The sequence below is a fragment of the Streptomyces sp. NPDC028289 genome, assembly GCF_055565975.1.
On record NZ_JBVHTI010000002.1, the window covers coordinates 1,125,359 to 1,142,712 of the forward strand.

The window sequence follows — 17,354 nt, forward strand, 5'->3', positions numbered from 1 at the left end:
ATGGCGCACCGAACCGTTCTCGTCGTCCTCTTCGACGGCGTCCAGAGCCTCGACGTCACCGGCCCGGTGGAGGTCTTCACGGGCGCCGAGGCGCACGCCCCGGGCAGCTACCGGATCCGTACCGCCTCCCTGGACGGCGCTCCCGTGCGCACCTCCAGCGGGCTGACCGTCGTACCGGACCAGACCCTGGCCGACGCGTCCGACCCGTACACCCTGCTCGTTCCCGGCGGTCAGGGAACCCGGCGGCCCGACCCGGAGCTGGTGGCGTGGCTGCGGGTGCACGGGCCGCACGCCGGGCGGCTGGTGTCCGTCTGCACCGGCGCCGTCCTGCTCGCCGCCGCCGGGCTCCTGGACGGCCACCGGGCGACCACCCACTGGGCGTACTGCGAGAAGCTGGCCCGCGACCACCCCGCCGTCGACGTCGACCCCGACCCGATCTACGTCCGGGACGGTCGCATCGCCACCTCGGCGGGCGTCACCTCCGGCATCGACCTCGCGCTCGCGCTCGTGGAGGAGGACCTCGGCCGGGACGTGGCGCTCACCGTCGCCCGGCACCTCGTGGTGTTCCTGCGCAGGCCCGGCAACCAGGCGCAGTTCAGCGCCCAGCTCGCCGCCCAGACCGCACAGCGCGCACCGCTGCGGGAGGTCCAGCAGTGGATCACCGAGCACCCGGACGACGACCTGAGCGTCGAGGCCCTGGCCGCCCGCGCCGCGCTCTCGCCCCGCCACTTCGCCCGCGCCTTCCAGGCCGAGACGGGGACCACGCCCGGCCGCTACGTCGACCGGGTCCGGCTGGAACACGCCCGCCGGCTCCTGGAGGACACCGGCGACGGCGTCGAGGAGGTCTCCCGCGCCAGCGGCTACGGCACGCCCGAGGCGATGCGCCGCGCCTTCCTGAGGGCCCTCGGCACGACGCCCGCCGAATACCGGCGCAGGTTCAGCCCGGCCACCGTCGGCCCACCCCGTTAGGAGAGCCATGCAGATCGCGATCGCCCTCTACGACCGCTTCACCGCCCTCGACGCCGTGGGGCCCTACGAGACCCTGGGCCGGATCCCGGACTCCGAGGTCGTCTTCGTCGCCGAGGAGGCCGGCCCCGTCCGCACCGACAACGGGCAGCTCGCCCTGACCGCGGGGAAGACCTTCGCCGAGGTGCCGCACCCCGATGTCGTGGTCGTCCCGGGCGGCCCCGGCCAGTCGGCGCAGATGACGGACCGGGCCCTCCTCGACTGGATCCGCGCGGCGGACGCCACCAGCACCTGGACGACTTCCGTGTGCACCGGCTCCCTGCTGCTCGCCGCCGCCGGCCTCCTCGAAGGGCGCCGCGCCACCTCGCACTGGCTGGCCCTCGACGAACTGCGCGGGTTCGGCGCCGAGCCGACGGGGGAGCGGGTGGTCACCGACGGCAAGTACGTCACCGCGGCCGGCGTCTCCGCCGGCATCGACATGGGCCTCACCCTGATCGGCCGGATCTCCGGGGACGCGGTCGCCCAGACCGTACAGCTCGGGATCGAGTACGACCCGCAGCCGCCCTACGACGCGGGCTCCCCGCAGAAGGCGCCCGCCGAGGTCGTCGGCCTGCTCCGCTCGATGAGCCGGTTCATCCTCGGGGCGGAACTGCCCACGTGAACCGCGGCCGGCGACGCTCCAGGAACGCGGCGACGCCCTCGGCGGTGTCGCCGCTGCCGCGGGCCTGCTCCGCCCAGTGCCCGTCCCGGTCCGTGCGGCCGTTCGCGAACTCCTTCGCGGCGGCCTGCGTCAGCTGCGAGCGGGCGGCCAGGATCCGGGTGAACTCGGCCACCCGCTTGTCCAGTTCGCCCTCCGGCAGCACCTCGTCGACCAGACCGGTGCGCAGCGCGCGCTCCGCGTCGATCAACTCGCCCGAGAAGAGCAGGTACTTGGTGGCGGCCGGGCCGACGAGGGAGACCAGGCGGCGGGTGGAGGCGGCCGGGTAGACGATGCCGAGCTTGGCCGGTGTCACCCCGAACAGCGCGCCCTCCTCGGCGAACCGCAGGTCGCAGGCGGCGGCGAGCTGCGAGCCGCCGCCGACACAGTGGCCGCGCACCGCGGCGAGGGTCGGCTTGGGGAAGGCGGCCAGGGCCTCTTCGGCGGCGACAGCGAGGGACTGCGCCTCGGCGGGGGAGCCCTGGAGGGTGGAGATGTCGGCGCCGGCGCAGAAGGTGCCGCCCTCGCCGGTGAGCACCAGGACCCGCACGGCGGGGTCGGCCGCGAGACCGTCGAGGAGCGGCGGGAGGGCGCGCCACATCTCCGCTGTCATCGCGTTGCGTTTGGCGGGGTTGCCGATGACTACCGTGGCAACGGCGCTGCTGACCTGGTGGTCGAGACGGGGCTCCATGGTGCGTGATGCTATCCGCGCCCGCACGCATCCACCTCGGAAAGTTCTCATACCCGTACAACCCGAATAGTTCGCGAAGTCGGCACCGAGGAGGGCAAGAGTCGTTCCACAACTGACCTTGTCATACGCCAACGGTCAGATCCGCTCGATTTTTGCTGACTTGTGTTCAGTCCTACGGAGCGGAGGGGGGCGTTACCAACACTCGACGTGTGGTGACAATCGAGCGCGAGGGTGGCGACCGGACGATGGAGAACCACGGGCGCGGGCACGACCCGCGTCCAGAGGGAGGCGGCGCTCCGCCGCCGGATCCGCTGCCGTACGAAGGAGTCTGGCGGTTCACCGCCGCCGCCGTGGACGCCTCGGTCCCGCAGGCCCGGCGCGCCGTACGGGACCTGCTCCAGCGCCAGGGCGTCCCGGTCTCGGAGGACCTGGTGTACGGGCTGCTGCTGATCGTCTCCGAGCTGGTCACCAACGCGGTCAAGCACGCGGCGCTGCTGTCGCCGGTGCTCGCCGTCGAGGTCGCCGTCGGCGCCGAGTGGGTGCGGGTGTCCGTGGAGGACAACCACCCCTACCGGCCGACCGCCCTGGAGGCCGACCACGGCCAGACCGGCGGCCGGGGACTGCTGCTGGTGCGGGAGGTGGCCCGGGAGGCGGGCGGGGTCGTGGACGTGGAGCACACGTCGAGTGGCGGCAAGGTGATCTGGGCCGCCCTGCCGCTCAAACCCGCGACGCTGCCGTGAGGCCCCGTGAGGGCCTCGTGAGGATTCTCACCAGCCGGCGGACGGCCCCGTCAGCTCCCTGATCGCCGGGCGGGCCGCGTCCAGCACGGTCATGAACCAGGACGAGAAGGGGTCCTGGGCGTGCCGCTCGGCCAGCTCGGCGGCCGTCACGAAGACGGTCGCCTCGACCTCTTCCGGGTCCGGCGCGAGCGGCGCCTGCACCATGCCGACGAACAGGTGGTTGAACTCCTGCTCGACCAGGCCGGAGGCCGGGTCCGGGTGGTTGTAGCGGACCGTGCCCGCCTCGGCGAGCAGCGACGGGGAGACCCCCAACTCCTCGAAGGTCCGCCGGGCCGCCGCCGCGAAGGGCGCCTCGCCGGGGTAGGGGTGGCCGCAGCAGGTGTTGGACCACACTCCTGGGGAGTGGTACTTGCCCAGGGCCCGCTGCTGGAGCAGCAGCCTGCCGTGTTCGTCGAAGAGGAAGACGGAGAACGCCCGGTGCAGCTGTCCGGGGGGCTGATGCGCGGCCAGCTTCTCCGCGGTGCCGATGGTCACACCCTTCTCGTCGACGAGTTCAAGGAAAATCGCGTCTGCGGTCCCTTCCGACGTGCTGTGCGTCGCGGTGGCAGGTGTGATCGGCATACCCATCCTTCGCCTCGGTCTTCGCACCAAGTCTGCCGTACGAATCCGACACTCCCGGCACTTCCCGGCGCGGGCACGCCGGAAGAGGGACCCGGTACTTGATCGTGCCCTACGGGTGCGGGAGGGAACCGTCCGGGGGTCTCGAACACAAGGACGCCGGGGGAGTGCGGAGCGCTGCGTTCCGGGACCCCGGGCGGTACCGGGTCAGTGGCAGAGCCGGGCCTCGTGCTCCGCGTGCCCGCTCGGCTCCAGCTGGAAGGTGCAGTGCTCCACGTCGAAGTGGTGGCCCAGGCAGCCCTGCAGCTCGTGCAGCATCTTCTCGTGGCCGATGGCGCTCAGCACGTCCGAGCGGACCACGACGTGCGCCGACAGCACCGGCATCCCCGAGGTGATCGTCCAGGCGTGCAGATCGTGGACGTCCTCCACGCCGTCAAGGGCCAGGATGTGCGACCGCACCTCCGCCATGTCGACACCCCGCGGCGCCGCCTCCAGCAGGACGTCCAGGGTCTCCCGCAGCAGCTTCAGCGTCCTCGGCACGATCATCAGGCCGATGACCAGCGAGGCGATCGGGTCGGCCGCCTGCCAGCCGGTGGTCAGGATCACCACGGCCGAGATCAGCACCGCGAGCGAGCCCAGCGCGTCGGCCGCCACCTCCAGGAATGCGCCGCGCACGTTCAGGCTCTCCTGCTGGCCGCGCACCAGCAGCGTGAGCGAGATCATGTTCGCGACCAGGCCGATCAGACCGAACACGATCATCTGGCCGCCGTGCGTGTCCGCGGGCGTGAGGAACCGCTGGACCGCCTCGTACAGCACGTAGCCGCCGACCACGAGCAGCAGCAGGCAGTTCGCCAGGGCGGCGAGGATCTCGGCCCGGGCGAGGCCGAAGGTGCGGTTGGTGCTCGGCGGGCGGTTGGCGAAGTGGATCGCCAGCAGGGCCATGCCGAGGCCCAGCGCGTCGGTCGCCATGTGGGCCGCGTCCGCGATCAGTGCGAGCGAGTCGGCCACCAGGCCGCCGGCGATCTCGACCACCATCACCCCGAGGGTGATGGCGAGCGCCACCCGGAGCCGGCCGCGGTACGCCGCCGCGGCCGTACCGGTGGGCGGCCCGTGGGTGTGCCCGTGGCCGTGGTCGTGCCCTGCCCCCATGAGATACGCCTCCTGTGTTCGCCCGGGATCACAGTGAACTACGGGTGGGGGGTATCCGGCAACGCGGCACTGAACACCGTTGTCATGTGCCCTGACCTGCGGAAACGAATCCCAGGTCAGGGCAGCCTCAGTTAACTTTCCGTGCCGTACCGGGGCCCGCGGGTGGCCGGCTGTCCCGCCCTGGACCGGTGTCCCCAATGCCCGTTCTGCGAGCGCCATTTGTGGGCCGGGGCCCGGATCGCGGATGATGATCTCGGCAAAGGCAGGGACAGAGCAGGCCGACCGTGCCATGAACGGCCGGTGAACAAGCAGTCCTCACCATCCGATAACCTCTGCCGAATGCCGTCCGGGGGCCACCAGGCACACCCCGCCCCACCACGCAGTAGACCGGCGCCCGGACGCCGGCACCCAGGGAGTGAGTTCGGTTGTCGACCGCCATCGTCACCGGTCCGCCGGTCCCCGGATCGTCACTGGAGAGCGATCTGCGGGCACTCGGCTTCGAGGTGCGGGCGGCGTCGGACACCGCCGAGGCCGAGGCCCTGCTCACGGCCGTACCCGCCGACCGGCGGGTCGCCGTCGTCGACGCCCGCTTCGTCGGCCATGTGCACGCCCTGCGCCTGGGCCTCACCGACCCCCGCTTCCCGCTCGCCGCGATCCCCGGCGCCGTCACCGCCCAGCCGGCCGCCCGTCCGGCCCTGTCCCGGGCGCTGGCCCGGGAGGCCGCCGCGGGCGGCGCCACCGACCTCGCCGTCGACGGCCTGGTCACCGCCCTGGACGCCGACGTCCACCGCCCCGAGCTGGGCAGCCTGGTCGCCGCCGTCCCCGCCGACCCGCAGGCCCGCAACGAGGCCCGGCAGGCCGTCGCCGCCGTGGACGACGAGGCCGTACGCCTGAAGTCGGCCGTGAAGTCCCGGGACGGCTTCTTCACCACCTTCTTCGTCAGCCCGTACTCCCGCTACCTCGCCCGCTGGTGCGCCCGGCGCGGACTGACCCCCAACCAGGTCACCACCGCCTCGCTGCTCACCGCCCTGATCGCCGCGAGCTGCGCGGCGACCGGCACGCGCGCGGGGTTCGTCGCCGCCGGCGTCCTGCTCATCGCGTCCTTCGTCCTGGACTGCACCGACGGCCAGCTCGCCCGCTACTCCCTCCAGTACTCCACCCTCGGCGCCTGGCTGGACGCCACCTTCGACCGGGCCAAGGAGTACGCCTACTACGCCGGCCTGGCGCTGGGCGCCGCGCGGGGCGGCGACGACGTGTGGGCCCTCGCCCTGGGCGCGATGATCCTGCAGACCTGCCGGCACGTGGTCGACTTCTCCTTCAACGAGGCCAACCACGACGCCACCGCCAACACCAGCCCCACCGCCGCGCTCTCCGGCCGCCTCGACAGCGTCGGCTGGACGGTCTGGGTGCGCCGGATGATAGTCCTGCCCATCGGCGAACGATGGGCACTGATAGCCGTCCTCACGGCCGCCACCACCCCGCGCCTCACCTTCTACGTGCTGCTGGCCGGCTGCACCTTCGCCGCCACGTACACCACGGCCGGGCGGGTGCTGCGGTCGCTGACCCGGAAGGCGAGGCGGACTGACCGGGCGGCGAAGGCGCTCGCGGACCTGGCGGACAACGGTCCGCTCGCCGGGTTCGTGTCCCGCACCCTGCGCGCCCCGCTCGGCTCCCCCCTCCTGGTGGCCCTCGCCGGCGTGGCGGTTCTCACCGTGTCCCTCTTCTCGGGTGTGACCTGGGCCCCGGTCGCGGGTGCCGTCGTCTACGCCCTTGCCTCCGGCCAGGCCCTGGCCCGACCCCTCAAGGGCGCCCTCGACTGGCTGGTCCCGCCTCTCTTCCGGGCCGCCGAGTACGGCACCGTCCTCGTCCTCGCAAGCAAATCCGGGGTGAACGGAGCCCTTCCCGCGGCTTTCGGTCTGGTGGCCGCCGTCGCCTACCATCACTACGACACGGTGTACCGCATCCGCGGCGACGCCGGGGCGCCGCCGGCCTGGCTGGTACGTGCCATCGGGGGGCAGGAAGGGCGGACGCTGCTCGTCACCGTCCTGGCCGCGCTGCTCACGGCCGCGCAGTTCAAGGTCGCGCTCACGGTCCTCGCCGTGGTCGTGGCCGGGCTGGTGCTCGTCGAGAGCATCCGCTTCTGGGTGTCCGCAGGGGCGCCCGCCGTACACGACGAAGGAGAACCCGCATGATCGGCCTCGTGCTGGCGGCCGGCGCCGGCCGGCGTCTGCGCCCCTACACCGACAGCCTGCCCAAGGCGCTGGTGCCGGTGGGGCCTGCCGGGATAGAGGACTCGATCACGGTGCTCGACCTGACCCTCGGCAACTTCGCCGAGATCGGCCTGACCGAGGTCGCGATCATCGTCGGCTACCGCAAGGAGGCCGTCTACGAGCGCAAGGCCGCCCTGGAGGCCAAGTACGGTCTCAAGCTCACCCTCATCGACAACGACAAGGCCGAGGAGTGGAACAACGCCTACTCCCTGTGGTGCGGCCGTGACGCCCTCAAGGACGGCGTGATCCTCGCCAACGGCGACACCGTGCACCCGGTCTCCGTCGAGAAGACGCTGCTCGCCGCCCGCGGCGAGGGCAGGCGGATCATCCTGGCCCTGGACACCGTGAAGTCCCTCGCGGACGAGGAGATGAAGGTCGTCGTCGACGCCGACAAGGGCATGACGAAGATCACCAAGCTGATGGACCCGGCCGAGGCCACCGGCGAGTACATCGGCGTCACCCTCATCGAGGGCGACGCCGCGCCCGAGCTGGCCGAGGCGCTGAAGGCGGTCTGGGAGACCGACCCGCAGCAGTTCTACGAGCACGGCTACCAGGAGCTGGTCAACCGCGGCTTCCGGATCGACGTGGCGCCCATCGGGGACGTCCGGTGGGTCGAGATCGACAACCACGACGACCTCGCCAGGGGACGGGAGATCGCGTGCCAGTACTGACCCGGCTGATCCCCTCGCCGGTCGTCGTCGACATCCGCCCGGGTGCCCTCGACGACCTCGCCGGGGTGCTCGCCGACGAACGCATCTCGCACTCCGGCCGGCTCGCCGTCGCCGTCAGCGGCGGCTCCGGTTCGAAGCTGCGCGCGCGCGTCACGCCGAGCCTGCCCGGCGCCACCTGGTACGAGGTCGGCGGCGGCACGCTCGACGACGCGATCCGGCTGGCCGGCGACATCAAGGCCGGCCACTACGACGCGGTCGTCGGCCTCGGCGGCGGCAAGATCATCGACTGCGCCAAGTTCGCGGCGGCCCGGGTGGGCCTGCCGCTGGTCGCCGTACCGACGAACCTCGCGCACGACGGCCTGTGCTCGCCCGTCGCCACCCTCGACAACGACGCGGGCCGCGGTTCCTACGGGGTGCCGAACCCGATCGCGGTCGTCATCGACCTCGACGTCGTCCGGGAGGCCCCGGCGCGGTTCGTGCGCTCCGGGATCGGCGACGCCGTCTCCAACATCTCGGCGATCGCGGACTGGGAGCTGTCCCACCGTGTCACCGGCGAGAAGATCGACGGTCTGGCGGCCGCCATGGCCCGCCAGGCCGGCGAGGCGGTGCTGCGCCACCCCGGCGGCATCGGCGAGAACGACTTCCTCCAGGTGCTCGCCGAGGCGCTGGTGCTCAGCGGGATCGCCATGTCGGTGTCGGGCGACTCGCGCCCGTCCTCCGGCGCCTGCCACGAGATCAACCACGCCTTCGACCTGCTCTTCCCGAGGCGTGCCGCCAGCCACGGCGAGCAGTGCGGGCTCGGCGCGGCCTTCGCGATGTACCTGCGCGGAGCCCACGAGGAGTCCGTGTACATGGCCGATGTGCTGCGCCGGCACGGACTGCCGGTGCTGCCGGAGGAGATCGGCTTCACCGTGGACGAGTTCGTCCGGGTCGTCGAGTTCGCCCCGGAGACCCGGCCCGGCCGCTACACCATCCTCGAACACCTCGACCTCAAGACCCACCAGATCAAGGACTTCTACGTCGACTATGTCAAGGCCATCGGTAGCTGAACTCCGTCCGGTCGTGCACCCCGCTGGGGTCAAGGACCGGCGCAGCGGTGAGCACTGGATGGGGCGCCTCTACATGCGTGAGGTGTCCCTGCGGGTCGACCGCTACCTGGTGAACACCAGGGTCACGCCCAACCAGCTCACGTACCTGATGACCGTCTTCGGCGTGCTCGCGTGCCCGGCCCTGCTGGTGCCGGGCATCTGGGGCGCCGTGCTCGGTGTGGTGTGCGTCCAGATGTACCTGCTGCTCGACTGCGTCGACGGCGAGGTCGCCCGCTGGAAGCAGCAGTACTCGCTGGGCGGCGTCTACCTCGACCGGGTCGGGGCGTACCTGACCGACGCGGCCGTCCTGGTCGGGCTCGGGCTGCGCGCCGCCGACCTGTTCGGCAGCGGCCGCATCGACTGGCTGTGGGCCTTCCTGGGCACCCTGGCCGCGCTCGGCGCCATCCTGATCAAGGCCGAGACCGACCTGGTCGGCGTCGCCCGGCACCAGGCCGGCCTGCCGGTGGTCAAGGAGGCCGCCGCCGAGATGCGCTCCTCCGGGATGGCACTGGCCCGCCGGGCCGCCGCCCTGTTCCGGTTCCACCGGCTGATCCTCGGCATCGAGGCCTCGCTGCTGATCCTGCTGCTCGCCGTCGCCGACCACTTCCACGGCGACCTCTTCTGGACCCGGCTCGGCACCGCCGTGCTGGCCGGCATCGCGCTGCTGCAGACCCTGCTGCACCTGGTCTCGGTCCTCGCGTCGAGCAGGCTGCGGTGAGCGCCGGGCTGAAGGTCGGCGCGGTCGTCATCACCATGGGCAACCGCCCCGACGAACTGCGCGCCCTCCTCGACTCCGTCGCCAAGCAGGACGGCGACCGGGTCGAGGTGGTCGTCGTCGGCAACGGCTCGCCGGTCCCGGACGTGCCGGACGGCGTCCGCACCCTGGAACTGCCCGAGAACCTCGGGATCCCCGGCGGCCGCAACGTCGGCATAGAGGCCTTCGGCCCCAGCGGCCGCGATGTCGACATACTGCTCTTCCTCGACGACGACGGGCTGCTCGCCGAGCACGACACCGCCGAGCTGTGCCGCCAGGCCTTCGCCGCCGACCAGCGGCTCGGCATCATCAGCTTCCGCATCGCCGACCCGGACACCGGGCAGACCCAGCGCCGGCACGTGCCCAGGCTCCGGGCCTCCGACCCGATGCGCTCCTCCCGGGTCACCACCTTCCTCGGCGGCGCCAACGCCGTCCGCACCCAGGTCCTCGCCGAGGTCGGCGGCCTGCCGGACGAGTTCTTCTACGCCCATGAGGAGACCGACCTGGCCTGGCGGGCCCTGGACGCCGGCTGGATGATCGACTACCGCTCCGACATGGTCCTCAACCACCCCACGACCGCACCCTCCCGGCACGCGGTCTACCACCGGATGGTCGCCCGCAACCGGGTCTGGCTGGCCCGCCGCAACCTGCCCGCCCTCCTGGTCCCGGTCTACCTCGGGGTGTGGATGCTGCTGACCCTGGTGCGCCGCCCCTCCCGCCCGGCCCTGCACGCCTGGTTCGCCGGCTTCCGGGAGGGCTGGACCACCCCGTGCGGGCCTCGCCGCCCGATGCGCTGGCGGACCGTGTGGAAACTCACGCGACTGGGCCGTCCCCCGGTGATCTGACAAGCTCGGAGGTGCGTGTCCGCGCGTACGGCGTGCGGACACCCCCGGGATTGTGTCCGACGGCGGATACATGTCGCGCCCGGTAGCACAATTCCGTAAGACGAACGTAAGACGAATCTGAGGACGAAGGCTCCGACCCTTGAGTGAGACAACGCATGACGGCGGGATCGCGGTGAGCGCGGTGCCGTCGCCCGACGAAGGCCTCACGGCGGCGCAGCTCGCCGCCAGGTACGGGCTCGCGGTGAGCGGCGCACGCCCCTCGCTGGCCGAGTACGTACGCCAGCTCTGGGGGCGGCGCCACTTCATCCTGGCCTTCTCGCAGGCGAAGCTCACGGCCCAGTACAGCCAGGCCAAGCTCGGCCAGCTCTGGCAGGTGGCCACGCCGCTGCTGAACGCGGCCGTGTACTACTTCATCTTCGGCGTCATCCTGCACGCCAGCCGGGGCATGTCGCAGGACGTCTACATCCCGTTCCTGGTCACCGGCGTGTTCACCTTCACGTTCACCCAGAGCTCGATCATGACGGGCGTGCGGGCGATCTCGGGCAACCTCGGTCTGGTGCGCGCGCTGCACTTCCCGCGCGCCTCGCTGCCGATCTCCTTCGCGCTCCAGCAGCTCCAGCAGCTGCTGTTCTCGATGATCGTCATGGTCGCCGTGGTGGTCGGGTTCGGCAGCCGGCCGGGCCTGTCCTGGGTGCTGGTCGTCCCGATCCTGTTCCTGCTGTTCCTCTTCAACACCGGCCTGGCCCTGATCGTGGCCCGGCTGGGCGCCAAGACGCCGGACCTCGCCCAGCTGCTGCCGTTCATACTGCGCACCTGGATGTACATGTCGGGTGTGATGTTCTCGATCACCAAGATGATGGAGGGCCGGCCGGAGTGGGCGCGCACGCTCCTCCAGGTGAACCCCGCCACCGTCTTCATGGACCTGATGCGCTTCGCCCTCATCGACGGCTACGGCGCCTCGAACCTGCCGCCGCACGTCTGGGCCGTCGCGCTGTCCTGGGCGGTGGTCGTGTTCGCCGGCGGTTTCGTGTATTTCTGGAAGGCGGAGGAGCGGTACGGCCGTGGCTGAGCAGACCACAGGGGAGCGGATCCCCACCGTCATCGCGGAGGACGTGCACATCGTCTACCGCGTCCATGGCGCCAAGACCGGCAAGGGCAGCGCGACAGCCGCCCTCAGCCGCATCTTCAAGCGCGGCGACGAGCGGGGCGTCCGCAAGGTGCACGCGGTCCGCGGCGTCTCCTTCGTCGCCTACCGCGGCGAGGCCATCGGCCTGATCGGCTCCAACGGCTCCGGCAAGTCCACCCTGCTGCGCGCCATCGCCGGCCTGCTGCCCGCGGAGAAGGGCAGGGTCTACACCAACGGCCAGCCCTCGCTGCTCGGCGTCAACGCGGCCCTGATGAACGACCTCACAGGCGAGCGCAACGTCATCCTGGGCGGCCTGGCGATGGGCATGTCCCGCGAGGACATCAGGGCCCGCTACCAGGAGATCGTCGAGTTCTCCGGCATCAACGACAAGGGCGACTTCATCACCCTGCCGATGCGCACCTACTCCTCCGGCATGGCGGCCCGCCTCCGCTTCTCCATCGCCGCCGCCAAGGACCACGACGTCCTCATGATCGACGAGGCGCTGGCCACCGGTGACGCGGCCTTCCGCAAGCGCTCCGAGGACCGGATCCGCGAACTGCGCGAGCACGCCGGCACGGTGTTTCTGGTCAGTCACAACAACAAGTCGATCCGCGACACCTGCGACCGGGTCCTGTGGCTGGAACGCGGTGAGCTGCGCATGGACGGCCCGACCGAAGAGGTGCTCAAGGAGTACGAGAAGTTCACGGGCAAGTAGCCCCGTCCGGCCCAGGCCCCGCCGGAACCTTTCCGGCGGGGCCCGCGTCTGCAAAGGAAACGTCAACTCGGGCTCGCCTTAGGAATCTTGACACCAATCGGTGTGTTGTTGTGATCTGCGGGACACCCCGACGAACCTCGATGCGTTGTACAACGTAAGCTGTACCGGTCCCGGAAAGCGGCAAGTGGGGCGATAATGCGCGACACCCTTCGCCGGGCCGCCCCGCGGACTGCTGGGCGGCGTGTCCGAAATAGTGTGTATTGGGTCGGCAGTGTAGAACGGGAGATGTGACGGCAATGGCTACGGAAACTCCCCAGCTCAACGCAGGCCGCGCCGTCCCCGCCCCGGGCAGCGAACGGTGACGGCAACCGGCCCGGCGCGCACCGGAGACCCGGAGCGCGGCACCCTGGACAAGGCCGCGGACGAGAACTTCCCCGTGGCCCCCTTCTTCCTGCCGAAAGCCTGGCGTGCCGACCTGATGGCGGTGTACGGCTTCGCCCGCCTCGTCGACGACATCGGCGACGGCGACCTGGCCCCCGGCGGCGCCGACGCCCGCCTCCTCGGGGTCTCCCCGGCGCAGGCCGAGGACCGCCTGGTCCTGCTCGACGCCTTCGAGGCCGACCTGCGCCGCGTCTTCGACGCCACCCCGCACCACCCCCTGCTGCGCCGTCTCCAGCCCACGGTCCGTCGCTGCGGACTGGCCCCCGAGCCGTTCCTCGGACTGATCGCCGCCAACCGCCAGGACCAGCTCGTCAAGCGGTACGAGACCTACGACGACCTCCTCGCCTACTGCGAGCTGTCCGCCAACCCCGTCGGCCGCCTGGTCCTCGCCGTCACCGGTACCTCGACCCCCGGGCGGATCCGGCTCTCCGACTCGATCTGCACCGCACTCCAGATCGTCGAACACCTCCAGGACGTGGCCGAGGACCTCGGCCGCGACCGGATCTATCTGCCCGCCGAGGACATGAAGCGCTTTCACGTCCAGGAGGCGGATCTCGCCAGGAAAACCGCGGGCGCATCGGTGCGTGCACTGGTTGCATACGAAGCACAACGCGCCCGCGATCTCCTGAATGAAGGCGCCCCCCTTGTGGGTAGCGTCCACGGCAGGTTGAAGCTGCTGCTTGCGGGGTTCGTGGCGGGGGGAAGGGCGGCGGTCCACGCGATCGCCGCCGCCGAATACGACGTACTTCCCGGCCCGCCCAAGCCCGGCAAGGGCCGGTTGCTGCGTGAGGTGGGCGTGACTCTGCGAGGAGAGGGGTGATCCGGACCGTGGACTCTCCCACACACGTGTCCGCACCGGTACTCGCCGCCTACAGCTACTGCGAGACGGTCACCGGACAGCAGGCACGGAACTTCGCCTACGGCATCCGGCTGCTCCCGACGCCCAAGCGGCGCGCCATGTCGGCGCTCTACGCCTTCTCCCGGCGTGTCGACGACATCGGCGACGGCGAGCTGGCGGGCGACGTGAAGGCGGCCCGCCTGGAGGACACCCGGGCGCTGCTCGCCCGGGTCCAGGACGGTGCGGTCGCCGAGGACGACACCGACCCGGTCGCGGTCGCCCTCGCCCATGCCGCCCAGGCCTTCCCGATTCCGCTGGGCGGCCTGGACGAGCTGATCGACGGCGTCCTGATGGACGTCCGCGGCGAGACCTACGAGACCTGGGACGACCTCAAGGGCTACTGCCGGTGTGTGGCCGGCGCCATCGGCCGGCTCTCGCTCGGCGTGTTCGGTACGGAACCGGGGGCGCGCGGCGCCGAGCGTGCGCCGGAGTATGCCGACACACTCGGGCTCGCGCTCCAGCTCACCAACATCCTCAGAGACGTCCGCGAGGACGCCGGCAACGGCCGTACCTACCTGCCCTCCGACGACCTCGCCAAGTTCGGCTGCTCGGCCGGGTTCCACGGGCCGACGCCGCCGGAGGGCTCGGACTTCGCGGGGCTCGTGCACTTCGAAGTACGGCGCGCCCGTGCCCTTTTCGCCGAGGGCTACCGGCTGCTGCCCATGCTCGACCGGCGCAGCGGCGCCTGTGTCGCCGCCATGGCGGGGATCTACCGCCGCCTCCTCGACCGCATCGAGCGCGAGCCGGAGGCGGTACTGCGCGGCCGGGTCTCGCTGCCCGGACGCGAGAAGGCGTACGTCGCCGTGCGTGGTCTGTCCGGGCTCGACACCCGGCGCCACACCTCCCGCCTGACCGTCAGGAGGCGCGCCTGATGGACAGAGTGGGTCAAGGTGACTCCACCGGAGAAAAACGGCAGGCAACCCTCCGGCACGGCGTGGCGTCCCTGACTGCGACGGCCCGACCTGCCCCGTTCCACCGGCACGGCGGGCGGGCAGGGGAGGAAGCACGATGACCGACGGCACGCGATCCGAGCGGACGCACGACGACACCGCGTCCGGGCGCACCGCCGTCGTGATCGGCGGCGGCCTCGCGGGTGTCACGGCCGCGCTCGCGCTCGCCGACGCGGGCGTACGCGTCACCCTTCTCGAAGGCAGGCCGAGGCTCGGCGGGCTCGCCTTCTCCTTCCAGCGCGGCGACCTGACCGTGGACAACGGCCAGCACGTGTACCTGCGTTGCTGCACCGCCTACCGCTGGTTCCTCGACCGCATCGAGGGCACGGCGCTGGCACCGCTGCAGGACCGCCTCGACGTGCCCGTGCTCGATCTCGACAAGCCCGAGGGGCGGCGCCTGGGCAGGCTCCGTCGCGACCCGCTGCCCGTGCCCCTGCATCTGGGGCGCAGCCTGGCCGCCTATCCGCACCTCTCGCTCGCCGAGCGGGCCGCGGTGGGGCGTGCCGCGCTCGCGCTCAAGGGGCTCGACCTCGCCGATCCGAGCCTGGACGCACAGGACTTCGGCAGCTGGCTGGCCGCCCACGGCCAGTCGGCGCGTGCCGTCGAGGCCCTGTGGGACCTGGTCGGGGTCGCCACCCTCAACGCGGTCGCGGGCGACGCCTCGCTGGGGCTCGCCGCGATGGTGTTCAAGACCGGTCTGCTGTCCGACCCGGGCGCGGCCGACATCGGCTGGGCCCATGTGCCGCTGGGAGAACTGCACGACCGGCTGGCCCGCAAGGCGCTCGACTCCGCGGGCGTGCGTACCGAGGTCCGTACACGCGTCACCTCCGTCTCCACTAACGAGAACGGGACGTGGAGCGTTCAGGTTCCCGGCGAGACGCTCACCGCCGACGCCGTCGTGCTGGCCGTCGCCCAGCGCGAGGCCTACGACCTGCTGCCTTCCGGTGCCCTGGACGCCCCGGAGAACCTGCTGGAGATCGGCACCGCGCCGATCCTCAACGTCCACGTGGTGTACGACCGTACGGTGCTCACCAAGCCGTTCTTCGCGGCTCTCGGCACCCCCGTCCAGTGGGTGTTCGACCGCACCCACGCCTCCGGGCTGTTGAAAGGCGGGCCCGAAGGGCCTCCGTATAAGGGTGGCGGCGGGCGACGGGCGGGACAGTACCTCGCGCTGTCCCAGTCGGCCGCCCAGGACGAGATCGACATGCCCGTGGCCGACCTGCGCGAGCGCTATCTGCCCGAGCTGGAACGGCTGTTGCCCGGTGCGCGTGGCGCCGGGGTGCAGGACTTCTTCGTGACCCGGGAGCGCACCGCGACGTTCGCCCCCACCCCCGGCGTCGGGCGGCTGCGGCCCGGCGCCCGCACCAAGGCACCCGGCCTCTACCTGGCCGGAGCGTGGACCGCCACCGGGTGGCCCGCGACCATGGAGAGTGCGGTCCGCAGCGGTGTCAGCGCGGCCGATGCCGCGTTGAGCACTCTGGGCCGGCCCCGCCCCCGTCACCTCTTCGATGTCGAGGAGGCGGCGTGACGCTCGATCAGCAGGCGGCAGGCCTCCGCACCCCCGGTACCGCAACAAGAGGAGAAACTGTGCCCACTGTGCCCCCGGCCTCGAAGGGCGCCCGAGAGACCGCAGTGGACGTGACCGCGCTTCTGGAGCGCGGCCGGACCCTTGCCACACCGGTACTGCGGGCGGCCGTCGACCGCCTGGCCTCCCCCATGGACACCGTAGCCGCCTACCACTTCGGCTGGATCGACGCCGAGGGCAACCCCGCCGACGGCGACGGCGGCAAGGCCGTGCGCCCCGCGCTCGCCGTGCTCTCCGCCGAGGTCACCGGCGCCGCCCCCGAGGTCGGCATCCCGGGTGCCGTCGCCGTCGAGCTCGTCCACAACTTCTCCCTGTTGCACGACGACCTGATGGACGGCGACGAACAGCGCCGGCACCGCGACACCGTCTGGAAGGTGCACGGCCCCGCCCAGGCCATCCTGGTCGGCGACGCCCTGTTCGCCCTCGCCAACGAGATCCTGCTCGAGCTCGGCACCGTCGAGGCCGGCCGCGCCACCCGCCGGATCACCACCGCCACCCGCGCCCTGATCGACGGCCAGGCCCAGGACATCTCCTACGAGCACCGCGACCGGGTCAGCGTCGAGGAGTGCCTGGAGATGGAGGGCAACAAGACCGGCGCCCTGCTCGCCGCCTCCAGCTCCATCGGCGCCGTGCTCGGCGGCGCCGACGACCGCACCGCCGACACCCTGGAGAAGTACGGCTACCACCTCGGCCTCGCCTTCCAGGCCGTCGACGACCTGCTCGGCATCTGGGGCGACCCGGAGTCCACCGGCAAGCAGACCTGGAGCGACCTGCGCCAGCGCAAGAAGTCCCTGCCGGTCGTCGCCGCGCTCGCCGCGGGCGGCCCCGCCTCCGAGCGGCTCGGCGAGATCCTCGCCGCCGACGCCAAGAGCAGCGACTTCGAGAACTTCTCCGAGGAGGAGTTCGCCGCCCGTGCCGCCCTCATCGAGGAGGCCGGCGGCCGCGAGTGGACCGCCGAAGAGGCGCGCCGTCAGCACACCATCGCCATCGAGGCCCTGCACGCCGTCGACATGCCCGACCGGGTACGGGCACAGTTCACGGCGCTCGCGGACTTCGTCGTCGTACGGAAGAGATGATCATTATCGGTCGAATAGTCCTCGCGTAGTCGCCGGCCGGTGCGAACGCGCAGCCAGCACCGGCCGACGGCGGA

Annotated in this window: 16 protein-coding genes and 2 pseudogenes; 15 read left to right on the plus strand and 3 right to left on the minus strand. The window is 71.7% G+C overall.

Annotated elements, in window-relative coordinates:
* Both ACZ4UV_RS12980 and ACZ4UV_RS12985 read left to right on the plus strand, forming a co-directional pair.
* The gene (locus ACZ4UV_RS12980; RefSeq protein ID WP_451016806.1) at nucleotides 1-969 is read left to right on the plus strand and encodes a GlxA family transcriptional regulator; all 969 of its coding nucleotides are present in this window, start codon (nucleotides 1-3) and stop codon (nucleotides 967-969) included.
* 7 nt (nucleotides 970-976) lie between these two features.
* Nucleotides 977-1,627 (plus strand): DJ-1/PfpI family protein, encoded by a 651-nt coding sequence (locus tag ACZ4UV_RS12985; protein ID WP_451016807.1) that lies wholly within the window; start codon nucleotides 977-979, stop codon nucleotides 1,625-1,627.
* On the opposite strand, the gene ACZ4UV_RS12990 is transcribed toward ACZ4UV_RS12985, so the two are convergent.
* On the minus strand, nucleotides 1,599-2,354 hold the full coding sequence (locus tag ACZ4UV_RS12990; RefSeq protein ID WP_451016808.1) for an enoyl-CoA hydratase/isomerase family protein: 756 nt from the start codon (nucleotides 2,352-2,354) through the stop codon (nucleotides 1,599-1,601). The two genes, ACZ4UV_RS12985 and ACZ4UV_RS12990, sit on opposite strands and share 29 nt — an antisense overlap.
* A gap of 245 nt (nucleotides 2,355-2,599) precedes the next feature.
* Between ACZ4UV_RS12990 and ACZ4UV_RS12995 the strand changes: the two genes are divergently transcribed.
* Complete coding sequence (locus ACZ4UV_RS12995) at nucleotides 2,600-3,094, plus strand: ATP-binding protein (RefSeq protein WP_390037622.1); 495 nt, start codon at nucleotides 2,600-2,602, stop codon at nucleotides 3,092-3,094.
* 27 nt (nucleotides 3,095-3,121) lie between these two features.
* On the opposite strand, the gene idi is transcribed toward ACZ4UV_RS12995, so the two are convergent.
* Nucleotides 3,122-3,715 (minus strand): isopentenyl-diphosphate Delta-isomerase, encoded by a 594-nt coding sequence (gene idi, locus ACZ4UV_RS13000; RefSeq protein WP_351490704.1) that lies wholly within the window; start codon nucleotides 3,713-3,715, stop codon nucleotides 3,122-3,124.
* A gap of 204 nt (nucleotides 3,716-3,919) precedes the next feature.
* Entirely contained in the window at nucleotides 3,920-4,861 is a 942-nt protein-coding gene (locus tag ACZ4UV_RS13005) for a cation diffusion facilitator family transporter (RefSeq protein ID WP_451016809.1), read from the minus strand.
* Nucleotides 4,862-5,286: 425 nt separating this feature from the next.
* On the opposite strand from ACZ4UV_RS13005, the gene ACZ4UV_RS13010 reads away from it, so the two are divergent.
* From ACZ4UV_RS13010 to ACZ4UV_RS13065, 12 genes and pseudogenes are all read left to right on the plus strand, one after another.
* Nucleotides 5,287-7,053, plus strand: a complete 1,767-nt coding sequence (locus ACZ4UV_RS13010; protein ID WP_467837750.1) for a DUF5941 domain-containing protein — start codon at nucleotides 5,287-5,289, stop codon at nucleotides 7,051-7,053.
* Nucleotides 7,050-7,802, plus strand: coding sequence for a phosphocholine cytidylyltransferase family protein (locus ACZ4UV_RS13015; protein ID WP_351490697.1), 753 nt, complete (start codon nucleotides 7,050-7,052; stop codon nucleotides 7,800-7,802). Before ACZ4UV_RS13010 ends, ACZ4UV_RS13015 begins: the two co-directional genes overlap by 4 nt.
* On the plus strand, nucleotides 7,790-8,851 hold the full coding sequence (locus ACZ4UV_RS13020; RefSeq protein ID WP_451016811.1) for an iron-containing alcohol dehydrogenase family protein: 1,062 nt from the start codon (nucleotides 7,790-7,792) through the stop codon (nucleotides 8,849-8,851). Before ACZ4UV_RS13015 ends, ACZ4UV_RS13020 begins: the two co-directional genes overlap by 13 nt.
* Nucleotides 8,852-8,864: 13 nt before the next feature.
* The gene (locus tag ACZ4UV_RS13025; protein ID WP_351490693.1) at nucleotides 8,865-9,608 is read left to right on the plus strand and encodes a CDP-alcohol phosphatidyltransferase family protein; all 744 of its coding nucleotides are present in this window, start codon (nucleotides 8,865-8,867) and stop codon (nucleotides 9,606-9,608) included.
* Between the two features lie 8 nt (nucleotides 9,609-9,616).
* Entirely contained in the window at nucleotides 9,617-10,489 is an 873-nt protein-coding gene (locus tag ACZ4UV_RS13030; RefSeq protein WP_351490793.1) for a glycosyltransferase family 2 protein, read from the plus strand.
* Between the two features lie 139 nt (nucleotides 10,490-10,628).
* The gene (locus ACZ4UV_RS13035; protein ID WP_451016812.1) at nucleotides 10,629-11,558 is read left to right on the plus strand and encodes an ABC transporter permease; all 930 of its coding nucleotides are present in this window, start codon (nucleotides 10,629-10,631) and stop codon (nucleotides 11,556-11,558) included.
* Complete coding sequence (locus ACZ4UV_RS13040) at nucleotides 11,551-12,330, plus strand: ABC transporter ATP-binding protein (protein WP_390037001.1); 780 nt, start codon at nucleotides 11,551-11,553, stop codon at nucleotides 12,328-12,330. Before ACZ4UV_RS13035 ends, ACZ4UV_RS13040 begins: the two co-directional genes overlap by 8 nt.
* A gap of 358 nt (nucleotides 12,331-12,688) precedes the next feature.
* On the plus strand, nucleotides 12,689-13,591 hold the full coding sequence (gene hpnC, locus ACZ4UV_RS13045; protein WP_451016813.1) for a squalene synthase HpnC: 903 nt from the start codon (nucleotides 12,689-12,691) through the stop codon (nucleotides 13,589-13,591).
* Entirely contained in the window at nucleotides 13,588-14,541 is a 954-nt protein-coding gene (hpnD, locus tag ACZ4UV_RS13050) for a presqualene diphosphate synthase HpnD (protein WP_467837754.1), read from the plus strand. Before hpnC ends, hpnD begins: the two co-directional genes overlap by 4 nt.
* A pseudogene (locus tag ACZ4UV_RS13055) lies at nucleotides 14,541-14,618 on the plus strand (DUF6380 family protein); the annotation flags it as partial. The gene hpnD and the pseudogene ACZ4UV_RS13055, both read left to right, overlap by 1 nt.
* Nucleotides 14,609-16,147, plus strand: a pseudogene (gene hpnE / locus ACZ4UV_RS13060) (hydroxysqualene dehydroxylase HpnE); the annotation flags it as partial. The pseudogenes ACZ4UV_RS13055 and hpnE, both read left to right, overlap by 10 nt.
* A 59-nt stretch (nucleotides 16,148-16,206) precedes the next feature.
* Nucleotides 16,207-17,280 carry a polyprenyl synthetase family protein gene (locus tag ACZ4UV_RS13065; protein WP_351490679.1) on the plus strand — a complete coding sequence of 358 codons (1,074 nt, stop codon included), beginning with the start codon at nucleotides 16,207-16,209 and terminating at the stop codon, nucleotides 17,278-17,280.
* Nucleotides 17,281-17,354 lie beyond the last annotated feature (74 nt).